Below are 15,018 nucleotides of genomic sequence, written 5' to 3'. Positions count from 1 at the left end.
CATACAGGGATTCTGGAGTGACGTCCGCTTCGCGGCAATCGGAGGCTTTGGACAGCTTGATGAGCATGATGGCTCCGTAGAACTGGAGGACTGATGCACCAGTAGACTACGGAGCCCGAGCGAAATTACATCACTCGACGTTTTTACGCCGACGCATGCGCAACAGGTATTGCACAGGACCGGAGGCCGCATAGCCGAGGAACACCAGCAGCAGAATGCGTGGTGGATCACTGAAGACTACCGCGAACACCAGTACTACGGCGAGGATCGCTACGAACGGCACGCGCCCTTTGAGATCCAGCTCCTTGAAGCTGTTGTACTTGATATTGCTGACCATCAGCATCCCCGCCGCAGCCACCAGCAACGCCACCAGGAACGAAAGCTTCGAACCCTGGATGCCATAGTCACTGAATGCCCAGACGGTACCAGCTACCACGCCCGCCGCTGCCGGGCTGGCCAGACCGATGAAGTAACGTTTATCGGCCGTGCCGACCTGGGTGTTGAAGCGCGCCAGACGTAATGCAGCACCAGCGACATAGATGAAGGCGACCATCCAGCCGACCTTGCCCATGTCACCCAGGGCCCAGCCGAACGCCAACAACGCAGGCGCCACACCAAAGGCAACCATGTCCGACAGCGAGTCGTACTCGGCACCGAAGGCGCTTTGGGTATTGGTCATACGCGCAACACGACCATCGAGGCCGTCGAGCACCATCGCGACAAAAATGGCAATGGCGGCAAATGCGAAGTACTTGCTCGCTTCACGCGGATCGCCTGCGCTCAGGGCAGCCTGGGCACTCATGGAATTGATGATGGAATAGAAACCGGCGAACAGGTTCGCGGTGGTGAACAGGTTGGGCAGCAGATAGATACCGCGATGCCGAACCTTGCGTCCTTCGGCGTCATGCCCTTCTTCAACATGCTCATCGATCGGTAGCAGGCTTTCGGCGTCAGAGGCCTTGTTCGGCTCTTCGGGACGTTCGCTCATGGACATTACCTTGCAACGGTGTGGAAAGTTTCGACAGAGGTCTGCGACGAGGGTTCGCCGACAGACGATGAAGCTTTATACCAGAAGCTGACCGCCTAAACGAAAAAACGCGGCCGAAGCCGCGTTTTCATCGCATCGAGACAGACTCAGTTCTTGGCCTTGTCGACGATTTTGTTGGCTGCGATCCAAGGCATCATCGAGCGCAGTTGCTCGCCGATGACTTCGATGCCGTGGGCGGCGTTGTTACGACGCTTGGCGGTCATCGATGGGTAGCCGGTAGCACCTTCGCTGATGAACATCTTGGCGTACTCGCCGTCCTGGATGCGCTTCAGAGCGTTACGCATGGCCTGACGGGATTCGGCGTTGATGACTTCAGGGCCGGTCACGTACTCGCCGTATTCGGCGTTGTTGGAGATCGAGTAGTTCATGTTGGCGATACCGCCTTCGTACATGAGGTCAACGATCAGCTTCAGCTCGTGCAGGCACTCGAAGTAGGCCATTTCTGGCGCGTAGCCCGCTTCAACCAGGGTTTCGAAGCCAGCTTTGACCAGCTCGACGGTACCACCGCACAGAACGGCCTGCTCGCCGAACAGGTCGGTTTCGGTCTCGTCCTTGAAGGTGGTTTCGATGATGCCGGTACGGCCGCCACCAACGCCAGCGGCGTAGGACAGTGCAACGTTCTTGGCGTTGCCCGAGGCGTCCTGGTAGATAGCGATCAGGTCAGGAATACCGCCGCCTTTGACGAACTCGGAACGTACGGTGTGACCTGGCGCTTTTGGCGCGATCATGATCACGTCCAGGTCAGCGCGCGGCACAACCTGGTTGTAGTGGATGGCGAAACCGTGGGAGAAGGCCAGGGTGGCGCCTTTCTTGATGTTCGGCTCGACTTCGTTCTTGTACAGCTGGGATTGGAACTCGTCCGGGGTCAGGATCATGACCAGGTCGGCACCGGCAACAGCAGAAGCCACATCGGCGACTTTCAGGCCGTGAGCTTCAGCCTTGGCAACGGTAGCCGAGCCTTTACGCAGACCGACAGTGACATCCACACCGGAGTCTTTCAGGTTGCACGCTTGAGCGTGACCCTGGGAGCCGTAACCGATGATGGCAACTTTTTTGCCCTGGATGATCGAAAGGTCGCAGTCTTTGTCGTAAAAAACTTTCATGAAAATACCCCTGTTATCTCGGCCCGATAGGGCCATCGCTAATTTTTTGAGTTAGATGCTGAGCACTTTGTCGCCACGGGCAATGCCGGTAACGCCGCTGCGCACTGTTTCGAGAATGGACGCGGTACCGATGGCCTGAATGAAGCTGTCAAGCTTGTCGCTGGCGCCAGTCAGCTGCACGGTGTAGACGCTGCTGCTGACATCGACGATCTGCCCACGATAGATATCGGTGGTGCGTTTGATCTCGGCACGCTGTGCGCCCGTGGCCTTGATCTTGACCAGCATCAGTTCACGTTCGATGTGCGCGCTTTCCGAGAGGTCGACCAGCTTGACGACTTCAACCAGCTTGTTCAGGTTTTTGGTGATCTGCTCGATCACCTCATCATGACCGACCGTGGTCAACGTCAGACGCGACAGGGTCGGGTCTTCAGTCGGGGCTACGGTCAGGCTTTCGATGTTGTAGTTACGCTGCGAGAACAGACCAACCACGCGAGACAAGGCACCGGGTTCGTTTTCCAACAGCAGGGAAATAATGTGCCGCATGATTAGGTACGCTCCGTCTTGCTCAGCCACATGTCGCGCATAGAGCCGTCTTTGATCTGCATCGGGTAGACGTGTTCGCTGTTGTCGACCTGGATGTCGATGAACACCAGGCGGTCTTTCATCGCGAACGCTTCTTCGAGCTTGGGCTTGAGGTCCTTCAGGCTGGTGATGCGGATGCCCACGTGACCATAGGCTTCAGCCAGCTTGACGAAGTCAGGCAGCGATTCCATATAGGAGTGCGAGTGACGGCTGTTGTAGGCCATGTCCTGCCACTGGCGGACCATACCCAATACACCGTTGTTCAGGTTGACGATTTTCACCGGCAGGTCGTACTGCAGGCAGGTCGACAGCTCCTGAATGTTCATCTGGATGCTGCCCTCGCCAGTGACGCAGGCAACGTCCTGGTCCGGGAAGTTCAGCTTGACGCCCATGGCCGCCGGGAAACCGAAGCCCATGGTGCCCAGACCACCGGAGTTGATCCAGCGATTGGGTTTGTTGAAGCGGTAGTACTGCGCCGCGAACATCTGGTGCTGACCGACATCGGAAGTGATGAAGGCATCGCCCTTGGTCACTTCGCAGAGGGTCTCGATCACGGTCTGCGGCTTGATGACGTTACCGTCGCCCTTGTCATAAGGGAACATGTCACGATCACCGCGCCACTCTTCGATCTGCTTCCACCAGGCATCCATCGCAGCTTTTTCCGGCTGCTCGCCGATTTCGCGCAGGGTCGCAACCATTTCGGTCAGGACGCTCTCGACCGGACCAACAATCGGCACGTCGGCCTTGATGGTCTTGGAGATCGATGCCGGATCGATATCGATGTGGATAACCTTGGCGTTCGGGCAGAACTTGGCCGGACCGTTGACCACACGGTCGTCAAAGCGCGCACCGACGGCGAAAATCACATCGGCGTGGTGCATGGCCAGGTTGGCGGTGTAGCTGCCGTGCATACCGAGCATGCCGAGGAACTGGCGATCGGTACCCGGATAGCCACCCAGCCCCATCAGGGTATTGGTGACTGGCAGATTGAGCATCTGCGCGATCTCGGTCAGGGCAGCCGAGCCGCCACCGAGGATCACGCCGCCACCGGCGTAAACCACCGGGCGCTTGGCAGCCAGGAGCATTTCAGCTGCTTTGCGGATCTGCCCCGAGTGACCACGGACAGCCGGGCTGTATGAGCGCAGCTTGACCTTTTTCGGGTAGACGTATTCGAACTTTTCCGCCGGGTTGGTCATGTCTTTCGGGATATCGACCACCACCGGACCCGGGCGACCAGACTGCGCCAGGTAGAAGGCTTTTTTCAGTACTTCCGGGATTTCCGATGCATGTTTGATCATGAAGCTGTGCTTCACGATCGGCCGGGAAATACCGATCATGTCGGTTTCCTGGAAGGCATCGGTACCTACCATGGTGCTAGGCACCTGGCCGGAAAGGATAACCATCGGAATGGAGTCCATGTACGCAGTGGCAATACCGGTAATGGCATTGGTTGCGCCCGGACCGGAGGTTACCAGTACCACGCCGGCCTTGCCGGTGGCACGGGCGTAACCGTCCGCCATATGGGTAGCCGCCTGCTCGTGACGAACCAGGATGTGGCTTACTTCCGGTTCTTTGAACAGGGCATCGTAAACATGCAGGAGAGCACCACCAGGGTACCCGTAGATGTGCTTAACGCCTTCGTCACGCAAAAAGCGGACGACCATCTCAGCGCCAGATAAAAGCTCCACGTTGTTCACCTCTAAAACGCCAGAATACCGCCCACGGTGGACGGGTCTTAATAGGTTTACTGCCAAGCAGAGCATGAGCGACGGAATCGCCGACTACGTCAGCACTGACTGAGCAAGTATTGGGAGCGCCCCAAAGTGTTGCGGGGTTTTCCCACCCAGCGCGAGGTAACGCGTTGCGGGGTGTAACAGGTCGGCGCGGGTGTGCGCCTCATGATCTGCTTAGCGGGTCTGCTTCTGGCAGTCCCTCTACAGCGGAATCTGGATTCTTCTTTTTCGGCGCGCGCAAGTCAAGAAAAATTATTGCCAATTTAGCGCAAGGACGAACTACAGCCACCACTAATGCTAGCGACAGCAGCAGAAAAACCAACATTACAAACAAAAAGAGCCACAAACTGTGGCTCCAAGGGTGAAAAGAGGGAAATTCAGGCAGATGGACTGATCAATTGGTCAAACTCTGCTAGCAGCCTGCGTAGCTCGCGGCTTTGCTCCGGGCGATCGGCATAAACCGTTTCAGCCATGACCAGGATCCCGGAGGCGTTTGGCAGCGCCAGGCCCTTCTCGAGAATCTCTTTCATTTTCGGCAGGAAAATCCACTGCAGCCACTGATCGAAGTTCATGCTGTCGACAGCAAAAGGCACCGTGCTGGCCAGTGCCTGGGCACTGGGCGCAGTGTCACTCCACCAACCCTGGGCGTGCAGCTCGTGCTCGATCAGCAACAGGTGATCGGCGATATCCAGAATGCGCGGGTCCATTACAGGTTGACCTGGGCTTTCTGCCGCGCCAGCGCTGCACCTGCCGAGTCGCCCTGCTTCTCGCGTGCCTGGGCAATGATACCCCACAGGCCTGCTTGCAGGTCGGGGCGGCCGTTGGCATAGGTCAGCGCACGGCGGGCAAGCTGTTCCGATTGCGCTGCATCGCCCTGAGCCAGGCGTACCTGGGCCAGACGGTAAAGCACCTGCGGCTCGCGAGGGGCGATACGCTGGGCACGCTCCAGGCTCGACGAGGCACCGTTGTAATCACCGCTGCCCTGCTGTTGCTGGGCAGTGGTCAGCAGCGCCAGCACCGGGCCGTCAAGCTGTTCGTCAGCCGACAGGCCACCACTGACCGCGCCGCTGCGTGGGATGCCGCTAGGTGCGCTCGGAGCGCTGGTGCTCGGCATGGTGTAACTGCCGGCATTGGTCGAACCGCTATCGAATGGCACCGAACTGCTTGGCCCCGGTGTAATCGGACCGGTGCTGATCGGCGCAGCCGCCGTCGAAGCCGGGAATGTCTGGATCGGTGCCGCACCCGCGCCCTGCGGGACCATCACGGTGACACCGGAGTCCTGCGGCACGGCCTGGGCCTGACGAGTACCGGCGTTGACCTGGGCACCACGGCTGGCCGTGACCCGTTCGCTATTGGACACGCGCGTGCTCGAGTCGACCACGGGAATCGAGCCACGCTGAACGTTGGCGCAACCGTTGAGCAAAGCCAGTGCCGTCAAGGCAGGAAACCACCACTTGTTCACTTCACACCCTCTTTGCTTAATTCATCCAGCCCTTGACCCAGTCCATGACGGACTCGGCGGGATCCTGCGTGCCGCCACAGGCGGCGCCGGCAGGCGGCTCACTGCCGCGAATATACGGCATCTGTACTGCGCCCGGGCAACTGCTGTCGGAGCCCTGCCCGGAGTGTGGGTCAATCCAGGCCTGGACCACGTTGTCAGGTAACGGCATGTCCAGCGGCAACGGATCGGCCTTGCGCATGAAACTGGTCCAGACCTGCAGTGCACCGGTGGCACCGGTGAACGGCGTCTTGCCATTATCGTCCCGACCGAGCCAGACCACCGCCAGCAGATCCTGGCTGAAACCTGCGAACCAGCTGTCACGCGAATCGTTACTGGTACCGGTTTTGCCCGCCAGGTTCAACGAACTTGGCAATACACTGTAGACCGAGCGGCCGGTGCCTTCGCGCATCACCCGCTGCATGGCGTTCTGGACCAGATAGATCGCACCCGGATCGAAGCTCTGCTGGATCTGGAACGGATAACGCTTGAGCGGTTCGCCCTCGGCGGTCAGTACACTGCGGATGCCGCGCATTGGCGTATTGAAACCACCGTTGGCCAGGGTCTGGTACATGGTCGCAACCTGCATCGGCGACATCCCGCCGGCACCCAGCAGCATCGACGGGAAGGCCGGCCAATCGACATTCACACCCAGGCGCCCAATGGTTTTGAGCACATTCGGCACGCCCAGTTCCAGGCCGAGCTTGGCCGTCGACAGGTTGTAGGAGTTGGCCAGGCCCTGGTACAGATAAACGGTGCCATGGGAGCGGCGGTCATAGTTCTGCGGCCGCCAAACCTGGCCATCGCCACCTTTGACCGAGAACGGTTCGTCCTGCACCCAACTGGTCAGGGTGTATTGGCTCGGCTTTTCCAGCGCCGTCAGGTAGACCGCCGGCTTGACCAGCGAGCCGATCGGCCGCACGGCGTCAATCGCTCGGTTGAAACCGGCAAATCCTGCCTGACGGCTGCCGATCAACGCCTGTACCTCACCGGTTTCAGGGTTGGTCACCACCATCGCCGCCTCGACCTCGTCAGCACCTTTGCGTCCGGCCAGGCGCTTGAAGGTCTCGGACATGGCCGATTCGGACTTCATCTGCAGGATCGGGTCAAAGCTGGTGAAGATACGCAGGCCTTCTTCGGTCAAGTCTTCGTCACGGTAGTCCTGGCGCAACTGACGTTTGACCAGATCAAGGAAACCGGGGAACGAGCTGTCAGCCAGGCTGCCGCGCTTGGTCACGCCCAGCGGCATTTTCTTCGCCGCGGCAACGGCTTCTGGCGTGGCCACGCCCTGCTCGGCCAACAGGTCCAGTACCAGGTTACGCCGCACGGTGGCGCGGTCCGGGTAACGCCGTGGATTGTAGTAGGACGGTCCCTTGACCATACCCACCAGCAGCGCCACCTGATGCAGCTTCAGTTCCGACAGCGGCTGGCTGAAGAAGAACTGGCTGGCCAGGCCAAAACCGTGCACCGCACGTTGACCATCCTGACCGACGAATACCTCGTTGAGGTAAGCCTCAAGGATCTCGCGCTTGTCGTAGTGCAGTTCCAGCAGCAAGGCCATCATGGCCTCGGTCAGCTTACGACTGAGGCTACGCTCGTTGGTCAGGTAGAAGTTTTTGACCAGTTGCTGGGTCAAGGTACTGCCGCCCTGACGCATGGCCCCCGACGAAGTGTTGACCCAGACCGCACGGGCAATCGACTTCGGCGATACGCCAAAGTGATTGTAGAAGTCGCGGTCCTCCACGGCCACCAGGGTTTCCAGCAGGTACGGCGGCACCTGATCAAGTTTGATCAGGATGCGGTCTTCCAGGTTCTTCGGGTACAGCCCGCCGATCATCAGCGGCTCCAAGCGAACCACATCGAGCTTGGAACCATTGATGCCACTCAAACCCGCCACATAGTCGCCGGAGAAACGCACACGCACCGCTTGCGCCTGCTCCATGCCTTCATAGAACTGGAAGCCACGGGTATTGAGGTCGACGGTATTGCCGCTGACCGCAGCGGCGCCCGGGCCGTTGGCAACGCTTTCACGGCGATAGCCCAGGGCATCGAGTTCGATGAGGAAGTCGTTTTTGCTCAGTTTCTGCCCGACGAACAGCTCCAGCGGCCGGGCATACACCTTGGCCGGGATGGTCCAGCGCTTGCCGGAGAACTTCTCCTGGACCACAGCATCGAGGTAAATGGCAAAGCCGGCCAGCACCACAAGGCCAACCAGGCTGAGCTTGATGGCCCAGCCCAGCCAGGCGCGCGAGCGGCCAGACGGGCGTTTTTTAGCGGTACGGGGGGATCGGGTACGAGTCATGGCGGCGGATTATACGCACTTTATTGATCCTCGACAGGCGCCCTCCGGCGGTTTGCAGCAGCCTCGCTTACCGCCATAATGGCCCACTCGAAATCACCAAGACCCAGAAGGATCGCCCGTGAGCCAAGCCTTGATCACCGCGCTGCAGAACCCCGCCCTGTTCCCTCACCCGGTGAAGGAGTTTCAGCTCATCGAGACCCATATCTCCTGGGTACTGCTGACTGGCGACTATGCCTACAAGATCAAGAAGCCGATGAATTTCGGCTTCCTCGATTTCACCGAACTGTCCGCACGAAAGCACTTCTGCAACGAAGAATTGCGCCTTAACCAGCGCCTGACCGAAGGCCTGTACCTGGACGTCCTGTCGATCACCGGTAGCGCCGAAGCGCCGCAACTGGGTGGCGAAGGCGAAGCGATCGAGTACGCGCTGAAAATGCGCCAGTTCCCGCAGAACCAGATGCTCAGCACCCTGCAAGCCAACGGTGAACTGACCGCCGAACACATCGACCAGATGGCGCGACAGATCGCCGAGTTCCACCTGCAGGCACCCAAGGTCTCGGTGGAGCATCCACTGGGTACCCCGGACAGCGTCATGGCGCCGGTGGAGCAGAACTTCGAGCAGATTCGCCCGTTTCTCAGCGACAAAGCCGACCTGCAGCAACTCGATGCCCTGCAGGCCTGGGCCCAGGACAGCTTCAAGCGCCTTCACGGCCTGCTCGAGGCACGCAAGGCTGAAGGTTTCATTCGTGAGTGCCACGGTGACATCCACCTGGGCAACGCCACCCTGATCGACGGCAAGGTAGTCATCTTCGACTGCATCGAATTCAACGAGCCCTTCCGCCTGACCGACGTCTACGCCGATACCGCGTTCCTGGCCATGGACCTTGAAGACCGTGGCCTGAAGTCGCTGTCACGGCGCTTCATCAGCCAGTACCTGGAACTGACCGGCGACTATGCAGGCCTCGAGCTGCTGAATTTCTACAAGGCTTACCGCGCCCTGGTCCGGGCCAAGGTCGCCCTGTTCAGCATGCCGGCCAATGCCGATGCCGTGCAGCGTGCCACCACCCTGCGCACCTACCGCAACTATGCCAACCTGGCCGAAAGCTACAGCGCCATTCCCTCGCGCTTCCTGGCCATCACCCACGGTGTTTCCGCGGTGGGCAAGAGCCATGTGGCGATGCGCCTGGTCGATGCCCTGGGCGCGATCCGTTTGCGCTCGGATGTAGAGCGCAAGCGTATGTTCGGCGAGCAGCAGGCAGGCGATGCCGGTCAGCTGCAGCAAGGTATCTATAACAACGATGCCAGCCAGGCCACCTATGCCCGCCTGCACAATCTGGCCGAAACCATACTGCGTGCCGGTTTCCCGGTGGTCATTGACGCCACCTACCTCAAGCAGGCTCAGCGTCAGGCGGCGGCCGGCGTTGCCAGCGAGACCGGGGTGCCTTTCCTGATCCTCGACTGCAATGCCCCACAAGCGGTTATCGCCAGCTGGCTGGCACAGCGTCAGGCCGACAAAAATGATCCTTCCGATGCAACGCTGGAAGTGGTCGAAGCCCAACTGGCCAGTCGTGAGCCACTGACTAGCGAAGAACTGCTGCAAAGCAAGCGCGTCGAAACCAACGAGAGCGGCAGCCTCGATCTGCTGGTCAAGCAGATCCGTCAGCGCCTTCCCGGGCTCTGATATGCCTCAGGACGTGAAGCAGTCGACACTTCACGCCTGATCTCCGGCGCCTCCGCAGTGATGGCACTATAGTGTCACCATAAGTGCAAACAAGGAGGCGCCTTCATGAATCAGCCACGGCAACTGGACAGCGCACTGTATGCGCTGGTGCATGACGAACAGATCGCCAGCTTCAACCGCGAAAAACCCAGGGACGTCAGTATCGACTTTCGCGGTGGCGATTTCCGCGGCCTCGACCTGCGGGAGCTGGACACCAGCGGAATCGATTTTACCGATGCCTACTTCCGCGCCGCCGATCTGCGCGGCCTCGACCTGCGCCACAATGGACTCGAAGGCGCAAGCCTGGCCCATGCACAGATCTCCGGTACCTACTTCCCCAGTGAACTGAGCGCCGACGAAATTCTCATGTCGGTCAATTTCGGCACTCGACTGCGCTATCGCACTCGCTGATTTTTCCGCTAAAGCCCCGCCAGCAGTGGCCTGGCGGGCTTCTTTCGGCTACTTGTCGGCAGCCCGATGGCAAAACGCCGCGTATTTCCCAAGTGCCGCTACACTGCTCATTGACCTGCCAGCGATTCCTCCACAAGACCCGTTCAGCCGTCGCAAGGAGGCTTGATGAACGATGAACTCCAGCATCTGAAAAACCTTGGCAAGACTTCCGCGCAGTGGCTGCATGCGGTCGGCATCCACAGTGCTTCGGATCTGCGCCGGCTGGGTGCGGTAAACGCCTACAAGGCGGTGCGCACCCGTGGTTTCCGGGCCTCGAAGGTATTGCTCTACGCGATTGAAGGCGCCTTGCTCGACGTGCACTGGAATGACATTCCGGCCGACCGCAAGGAAGCCCTGAACCAGCAACTCGATGCCAAACCCGTTCAGAAAAATAATTGAGAATATTGAGTAGCGACGGTTGACACCGTAATGAGAATCGTTATGATTATCACAACTGGTCGCGAGACTGGTTGGGTAACCTGAAAGCCCCTGGTTCGGACTCTCAGATTATCTCCTCATCAGGCTAATCACGGTTATTGACCCGGCTCTTTGCCGGGTCTTTTTTTTGCCCGGAGTTGGTATCGTTTGATAGCGTCAAACCAACAGTGACTCCAGGTAACTCCCTGCTATGCATTTTCTCTGCTTATCCGACCAATTAGGCGAAGGCCGCAGTCGTGGCTTCAGCGTTGGCGACACCGCCGTGTTTGCCGTGCGCCGCGCAGGCCGGGTCTACCTGTACCGCAACCGCTGCCCGCACCGCGGCATCCCGCTGAACTGGGAGCCCGATCAGTTTCTCGACAGCAGCGCTAGCCTGATCGCCTGTGGCCGGCATGGCGCCCTGTTTCTGATCGAGTCCGGGGAATGCGTGACCGGCCCCTGCGCCGGGGAGCAACTGACCGCCCTGGACTGCCTTGAAGACAGCCAGGGCATCTGGCTCATGGCGTAAGCAGTACCGGCAAAGCCCTGTCGATGTAGACCTGCTCGCCATCAACGCACGTACCATAGGCCAGAACCTCGACACCATCGGCCACTGCGGTGCGCAACGCTTGCGCGTAGGCCGCATCGATTTCCTCGGCTGGCCGCACAGCTTCGATAGCGCTGAGATTCACGCAGTACAGTTGCACCGCCCGCACACCCTGGCGAGCCAGCGCCGCCAGTTCGCGCAGGTGCTTGGCGCCCCGCTGGGTGACCGCATCGGGGAAAGCCGCAACGGCTGAACCTTCAAAACCCAGGGTCACGCTCTTGACCTCGACATAAGCCGGCCCATCGGCAAACTCCAGGCGAAAGTCCACTCGGCTACGCTCCTCGCCGTAGGCCACTTCGCGCCTGAGCCCGGTAAAACCTGCCAGTTCGCTGATGATTCCGGCGTGCAGGGCTTCCTCGACCAGCGCATTGGCCCGCCCGGTATTCACGCAGGCCAGACGCCCTTGTGGCGTCTCACTGATTTCCCAGGTGCCAGGCAACTTGCGTTTGGGATCATTGGAACGACTGAACCAGACCTGCCCCCCTTCGACCATGCAATTGAGCATCGAGCCGGTATTGGGACAATGAATGGTGATCTGTTCGCCACTGGCCAGTTCAATATCGGCCAGAAAGCGCTTGTAGCGACGCAGCAGTCGCGCAGTTTCCAGGGCTGGAGAAAAACGCATCAGCCTTGCCAGCTCCGCAGACCCCGGGCAATCCGCTCCACCGCTTCCTGCAGGCGTGGCAGGCTCTGGGTGTAGGCAAACCGCACGTGATGCCCGGCCTGGTGGCGACCGAAGTCCAGGCCCGGCGTAAAGGCAACATGCTCGGTTTCGAGGAAATGCTGGCAGAAGGCGAAGGCATCACCGCCAAAGGCGCTGATATCGGCGTATAGATAAAAAGCCCCCTGCGGCTCGACGGCAATCTTGAAGCCCAGTTCACGCAGAGCTGGTAACAGGAAGTCACGACGACGGCCGAATTCGGCACGACGCTCTTCCAGAATCGCCAACGTCTGTGGCTGAAAACAGGCCAGAGCAGCCTGTTGAGCCATGCTCGGGGCGCTGATGTAGAGATTCTGTGCCAGTTTTTCCAGGTCTCTGACCGCTGCCGGTGGCGCCACCAGCCAGCCGAGACGCCAACCGGTCATCCCGAAATATTTGGAAAAGCTGTTCAGGACGAAGGCATGGTCATCGACTTCCAGAACGCTGGCTGCATCCATGCCGTAGGTCAGCCCGTGGTAGATCTCATCGACCACCAGATGCCCATTGTGAGCGCGGGTTGCCGCCGACAGGTTGGCCAACTCGCTACGGTCAAGCACGGTGCCGGTCGGGTTGGCCGGCGACGCCACCAGTGCGCCGACGGTGTCCTGATCCCAATAGCGCTCGACCAGGTCAGCGGTCAGTTGATAGTTGACCTCGGGGCCTACCGGTACCAGCTGCGCGCCACCTTCGACCAAACGCAAAAAGTGCCGGTTGCACGGGTAGCCGGGATCCGCCAGCAGCCAGTGCTTGCCCGGATCCACCAGCAAACTGCTGGCCAGCAGCAAGGCACCGGAGCCACCCGGCGTGATGAGGATTCGTTCGGGGTCGATGCTCAGGCCATAGCGCTGCTGGTAAAAGCCGGCAATCGCCTCACGCAGCGCCGGCACACCTCGCGCCGCGGTGTAGCGGGTATGCCCGGCGGCCAGGGCAGCCTGGCCAGCCTCGACGATCGGCGCGGCGGTGGTGAAGTCCGGCTCGCCGATTTCCAGGTGAATCACATCACGGCCGCTGGCTTGCAGCTCGTTGGCGCGGGCCAGCAGGGCCATGACGTGGAACGGTTCTATGGCGCGGCTGCGCGCACTGTAGGACTGGGCCATCAACCTTCTCTCAAATAGGTCTAGAATGATGATTCTACCCGTGTGCTGAAGCGAACGTGTGGCTAAACCTGCTGTCAACCACGAAGACACCGGGAGTAGCGCGCCCCGATTCGATCTGGTAAGTTCGGCGGCTCGCAGTCGCAGGGCCGGCGGGCGCCGGAGATGGAGCAGCCTGCGCAATGGATTAGAAGAGTGAGAGGCGGTCTATTCATGTCCACCCAAGAAAAGCAACAAAGTCAACTCGTTCGCGGCTTCGAACCCTATAAAGAATCCAAGGGTGAGGAGTACATGGGTGTCCCCATGCGCGCGCACTTCACCAAACTCCTGCACAAATGGAAGCAAGAGTTGATGGAAGGCGTGGACAAGACTGTGGACCACATGAAAGACGAGGCAGCCAACTTCCCTGACCCGGCCGATCGCGCCAGTCAGGAAGAAGAGTTCGCCCTGGAGCTGCGTAATCGCGACCGCGAACGCAAGCTGATCAAGAAAATCGACAAAACCTTGCAGTTGATCGAAGACGAAGAGTACGGCTGGTGCGAAAGCTGCGGCGTGGAAATCGGTATTCGTCGCCTGGAGGCCCGTCCGACTGCAGACCTGTGCTACGACTGCAAGACGCTGGCGGAAATCAAGGAAAAACAGGTCGGCAAAGCTTGATCTGACCAGAACGGGGCGCTCAAGGCGCCCCGCTTCATTTATGGCTGCGACGATTGCCCAGTACCTGCATTGATGAGTATGAACAACCCTCGCTACATCGGGCGTTTCGCCCCCACCCCAAGCGGATTCCTGCACTTCGGTTCGTTGGTCGCTGCGCTCGCCTCCTGGCTTGATGCCCGCGCGGCTGGCGGCCAGTGGCTGCTGCGCATGGAAGATATCGACCCTCCCCGCGAAGCCCCCGGCGCTCAGGCGGCAATCCTGCACACCCTGGAAAGCTACGGCCTGGAGTGGGATGGCGAGGTGGTCTACCAGAGTCAGCGCCATGAGGCCTACGCCGAAATCGTCGAGCGTCTGTTCCGCCAGGGCCTGGCTTATGCCTGCACCTGTTCGCGCAAGCAACTGGAGGGTTACAACGGCATTTACCCCGGTCTGTGCCGCAATGCCGGCCATGCTCAACAGGACGCCGCCATCCGCCTGCGCGTGCCGGAGCTGACCTACCGTTTCGAAGACCGTGTCCAGGGCCCTTTCGAACAACACCTGGGCCGTGAGGTGGGTGATTTCGTCATTCGTCGTCGCGACGGGCTCTATGCCTATCAACTGGCGGTGGTGCTGGACGATGCCTGGCAAGGGGTGACCGACATCGTACGCGGCGCCGATCTGCTGGATAACACCCCGCGCCAGCTTTATCTGCAGGAACTGCTGGGGCTGTCGCAACCGCGTTATCTACATGTGCCGCTGATTACCCAGCCTGATGGGCATAAGCTGGGCAAGAGCTACCGTTCCGCGCCGTTACCCGCCGAGCAAGCCACGCCGCTGCTCCTGCGGGCCCTGCGGGCCCTGGGCCAAACCACCGACACAGCGATGGAACAGGCCCGGCCCGGCGAAGTACTGGCCCATGCCACCCGACACTGGTCGAGCAGTGCGATCCCACGCAGTCGAACCCTGGCCGAGGCGCAACTGGCCTGACCCTTGCCGATAGACAGAAAGCCCAATAAATTCAAATCTTTGGCTAAAACGTGCAAGGACGTTTGCAGCCGTCAGCCCATCCGTTACCATCGCCGCAGCCATTTGCGCCAATAATAAGTCCAAGCAGCAGCGCCCTAACCT

16 protein-coding genes (1 of these 16 only partly in view) are annotated in these 15,018 nt (G+C 60.0%); 6 read left to right on the top strand and 10 right to left on the bottom strand.

Going from position 1 to position 15,018, the window contains the following annotated elements; genetic code table 11:
- From msrP to mrcB, 8 genes are all read right to left on the bottom strand, one after another.
- Positions 1 to 67: the start of a protein-methionine-sulfoxide reductase catalytic subunit MsrP gene (gene msrP / locus ACVI9W_RS16140; protein ID WP_461530505.1), read on the bottom strand. It extends 947 nt beyond the left edge of the window; 67 of the gene's 1,014 nt are visible here — the first part of the coding sequence; the start codon lies at positions 65 to 67; the stop codon falls past the left edge of the window.
- A gap of 63 nt (positions 68 to 130) precedes the next feature.
- Positions 131 to 988 (bottom strand): CDP-diacylglycerol--serine O-phosphatidyltransferase, encoded by an 858-nt coding sequence (gene pssA / locus ACVI9W_RS16135; protein WP_038606846.1) that lies wholly within the window; start codon positions 986 to 988, stop codon positions 131 to 133.
- A 146-nt stretch (positions 989 to 1,134) separates the two neighbouring features.
- A complete protein-coding gene (ilvC, locus tag ACVI9W_RS16130; RefSeq protein WP_043863787.1) occupies positions 1,135 to 2,151 on the bottom strand; it encodes a ketol-acid reductoisomerase in 1,017 nt (338 codons plus the stop codon).
- Positions 2,152 to 2,202: 51 nt separating this feature from the next.
- The gene (gene ilvN / locus ACVI9W_RS16125; RefSeq protein WP_010223016.1) at positions 2,203 to 2,694 is read right to left on the bottom strand and encodes an acetolactate synthase small subunit; all 492 of its coding nucleotides are present in this window, start codon (positions 2,692 to 2,694) and stop codon (positions 2,203 to 2,205) included.
- A 2-nt stretch (positions 2,695 to 2,696) separates the two neighbouring features.
- On the bottom strand, positions 2,697 to 4,421 hold the full coding sequence (locus ACVI9W_RS16120) for an acetolactate synthase 3 large subunit (RefSeq protein ID WP_038616232.1): 1,725 nt from the start codon (positions 4,419 to 4,421) through the stop codon (positions 2,697 to 2,699).
- A 422-nt stretch (positions 4,422 to 4,843) separates the two neighbouring features.
- Positions 4,844 to 5,173, bottom strand: a complete 330-nt coding sequence (locus ACVI9W_RS16115) for a YqcC family protein (RefSeq protein WP_422420713.1) — start codon at positions 5,171 to 5,173, stop codon at positions 4,844 to 4,846.
- A complete protein-coding gene (locus ACVI9W_RS16110; protein WP_461530504.1) occupies positions 5,173 to 5,928 on the bottom strand; it encodes a tetratricopeptide repeat protein in 756 nt (251 codons plus the stop codon). Before ACVI9W_RS16110 ends, ACVI9W_RS16115 begins: the two co-directional genes overlap by 1 nt.
- A 16-nt stretch (positions 5,929 to 5,944) precedes the next feature.
- Complete coding sequence (mrcB, locus tag ACVI9W_RS16105) at positions 5,945 to 8,266, bottom strand: penicillin-binding protein 1B (RefSeq protein WP_461530503.1); 2,322 nt, start codon at positions 8,264 to 8,266, stop codon at positions 5,945 to 5,947.
- A gap of 118 nt (positions 8,267 to 8,384) precedes the next feature.
- Between mrcB and ACVI9W_RS16100 the strand changes: the two genes are divergently transcribed.
- From ACVI9W_RS16100 to ACVI9W_RS16085, 4 genes are all read left to right on the top strand, one after another.
- A complete protein-coding gene (locus ACVI9W_RS16100; protein ID WP_461530502.1) occupies positions 8,385 to 9,947 on the top strand; it encodes a bifunctional aminoglycoside phosphotransferase/ATP-binding protein in 1,563 nt (520 codons plus the stop codon).
- A 105-nt stretch (positions 9,948 to 10,052) separates the two neighbouring features.
- Complete coding sequence (locus tag ACVI9W_RS16095; protein ID WP_038606838.1) at positions 10,053 to 10,397, top strand: pentapeptide repeat-containing protein; 345 nt, start codon at positions 10,053 to 10,055, stop codon at positions 10,395 to 10,397.
- Between the two features lie 165 nt (positions 10,398 to 10,562).
- Positions 10,563 to 10,835 carry a TfoX/Sxy family protein gene (locus ACVI9W_RS16090; RefSeq protein WP_038606836.1) on the top strand — a complete coding sequence of 91 codons (273 nt, stop codon included), beginning with the start codon at positions 10,563 to 10,565 and terminating at the stop codon, positions 10,833 to 10,835.
- Positions 10,836 to 11,064: 229 nt separating this feature from the next.
- Entirely contained in the window at positions 11,065 to 11,382 is a 318-nt protein-coding gene (locus ACVI9W_RS16085) for a Rieske (2Fe-2S) protein (RefSeq protein WP_461530501.1), read from the top strand.
- Here ACVI9W_RS16085 and sfsA read toward each other — a convergent pair.
- The gene (gene sfsA / locus ACVI9W_RS16080; protein ID WP_461530500.1) at positions 11,372 to 12,085 is read right to left on the bottom strand and encodes a DNA/RNA nuclease SfsA; all 714 of its coding nucleotides are present in this window, start codon (positions 12,083 to 12,085) and stop codon (positions 11,372 to 11,374) included. The two genes, ACVI9W_RS16085 and sfsA, sit on opposite strands and share 11 nt — an antisense overlap.
- Complete coding sequence (locus tag ACVI9W_RS16075) at positions 12,085 to 13,257, bottom strand: pyridoxal phosphate-dependent aminotransferase (protein WP_461530499.1); 1,173 nt, start codon at positions 13,255 to 13,257, stop codon at positions 12,085 to 12,087. The genes sfsA and ACVI9W_RS16075 overlap by 1 nt, the downstream gene beginning before the upstream one ends.
- A 210-nt stretch (positions 13,258 to 13,467) precedes the next feature.
- On the opposite strand from ACVI9W_RS16075, the gene dksA reads away from it, so the two are divergent.
- A complete protein-coding gene (gene dksA, locus ACVI9W_RS16070; protein ID WP_461530498.1) occupies positions 13,468 to 13,911 on the top strand; it encodes an RNA polymerase-binding protein DksA in 444 nt (147 codons plus the stop codon).
- A 78-nt stretch (positions 13,912 to 13,989) separates the two neighbouring features.
- Positions 13,990 to 14,877 carry a tRNA glutamyl-Q(34) synthetase GluQRS gene (gene gluQRS, locus ACVI9W_RS16065; RefSeq protein ID WP_461530497.1) on the top strand — a complete coding sequence of 296 codons (888 nt, stop codon included), beginning with the start codon at positions 13,990 to 13,992 and terminating at the stop codon, positions 14,875 to 14,877.
- The last annotated feature ends 141 nt before the right edge of the window (positions 14,878 to 15,018 follow it).

Source organism: Pseudomonas sp. 210_17 TE3656 (genome assembly GCF_054821965.1).
Note: the sequence above shows the minus strand (reverse complement) of the source record. Positions and strands in the feature narration are given on the sequence as shown.

Excerpts from the sequence above, each read along its gene's own strand:
- ACVI9W_RS16115 (WP_422420713.1), bottom strand. The coding sequence starts at position 5,173 with ATGGACCCGCGCATTCTGGATATCGCCGATCACCTGTTGCTGATCGAG.
- pssA (WP_038606846.1), bottom strand. The coding sequence starts at position 988 with ATGAGCGAACGTCCCGAAGAGCCGAACAAGGCCTCTGACGCCGAAAGC.
- ACVI9W_RS16085 (WP_461530501.1), top strand. The coding sequence starts at position 11,065 with ATGCATTTTCTCTGCTTATCCGACCAATTAGGCGAAGGCCGCAGTCGT.
- ACVI9W_RS16075 (WP_461530499.1), bottom strand. The coding sequence starts at position 13,257 with ATGGCCCAGTCCTACAGTGCGCGCAGCCGCGCCATAGAACCGTTCCAC.
- ilvC (WP_043863787.1), bottom strand. The coding sequence starts at position 2,151 with ATGAAAGTTTTTTACGACAAAGACTGCGACCTTTCGATCATCCAGGGC.
- dksA (WP_461530498.1), top strand. The coding sequence starts at position 13,468 with ATGTCCACCCAAGAAAAGCAACAAAGTCAACTCGTTCGCGGCTTCGAA.
- ACVI9W_RS16095 (WP_038606838.1), top strand. The coding sequence starts at position 10,053 with ATGAATCAGCCACGGCAACTGGACAGCGCACTGTATGCGCTGGTGCAT.
- mrcB (WP_461530503.1), bottom strand. The coding sequence starts at position 8,266 with ATGACTCGTACCCGATCCCCCCGTACCGCTAAAAAACGCCCGTCTGGC.
- ACVI9W_RS16090 (WP_038606836.1), top strand. The coding sequence starts at position 10,563 with ATGAACGATGAACTCCAGCATCTGAAAAACCTTGGCAAGACTTCCGCG.
- ilvN (WP_010223016.1), bottom strand. The coding sequence starts at position 2,694 with ATGCGGCACATTATTTCCCTGCTGTTGGAAAACGAACCCGGTGCCTTG.
- gluQRS (WP_461530497.1), top strand. The coding sequence starts at position 13,990 with ATGAACAACCCTCGCTACATCGGGCGTTTCGCCCCCACCCCAAGCGGA.
- sfsA (WP_461530500.1), bottom strand. The coding sequence starts at position 12,085 with ATGCGTTTTTCTCCAGCCCTGGAAACTGCGCGACTGCTGCGTCGCTAC.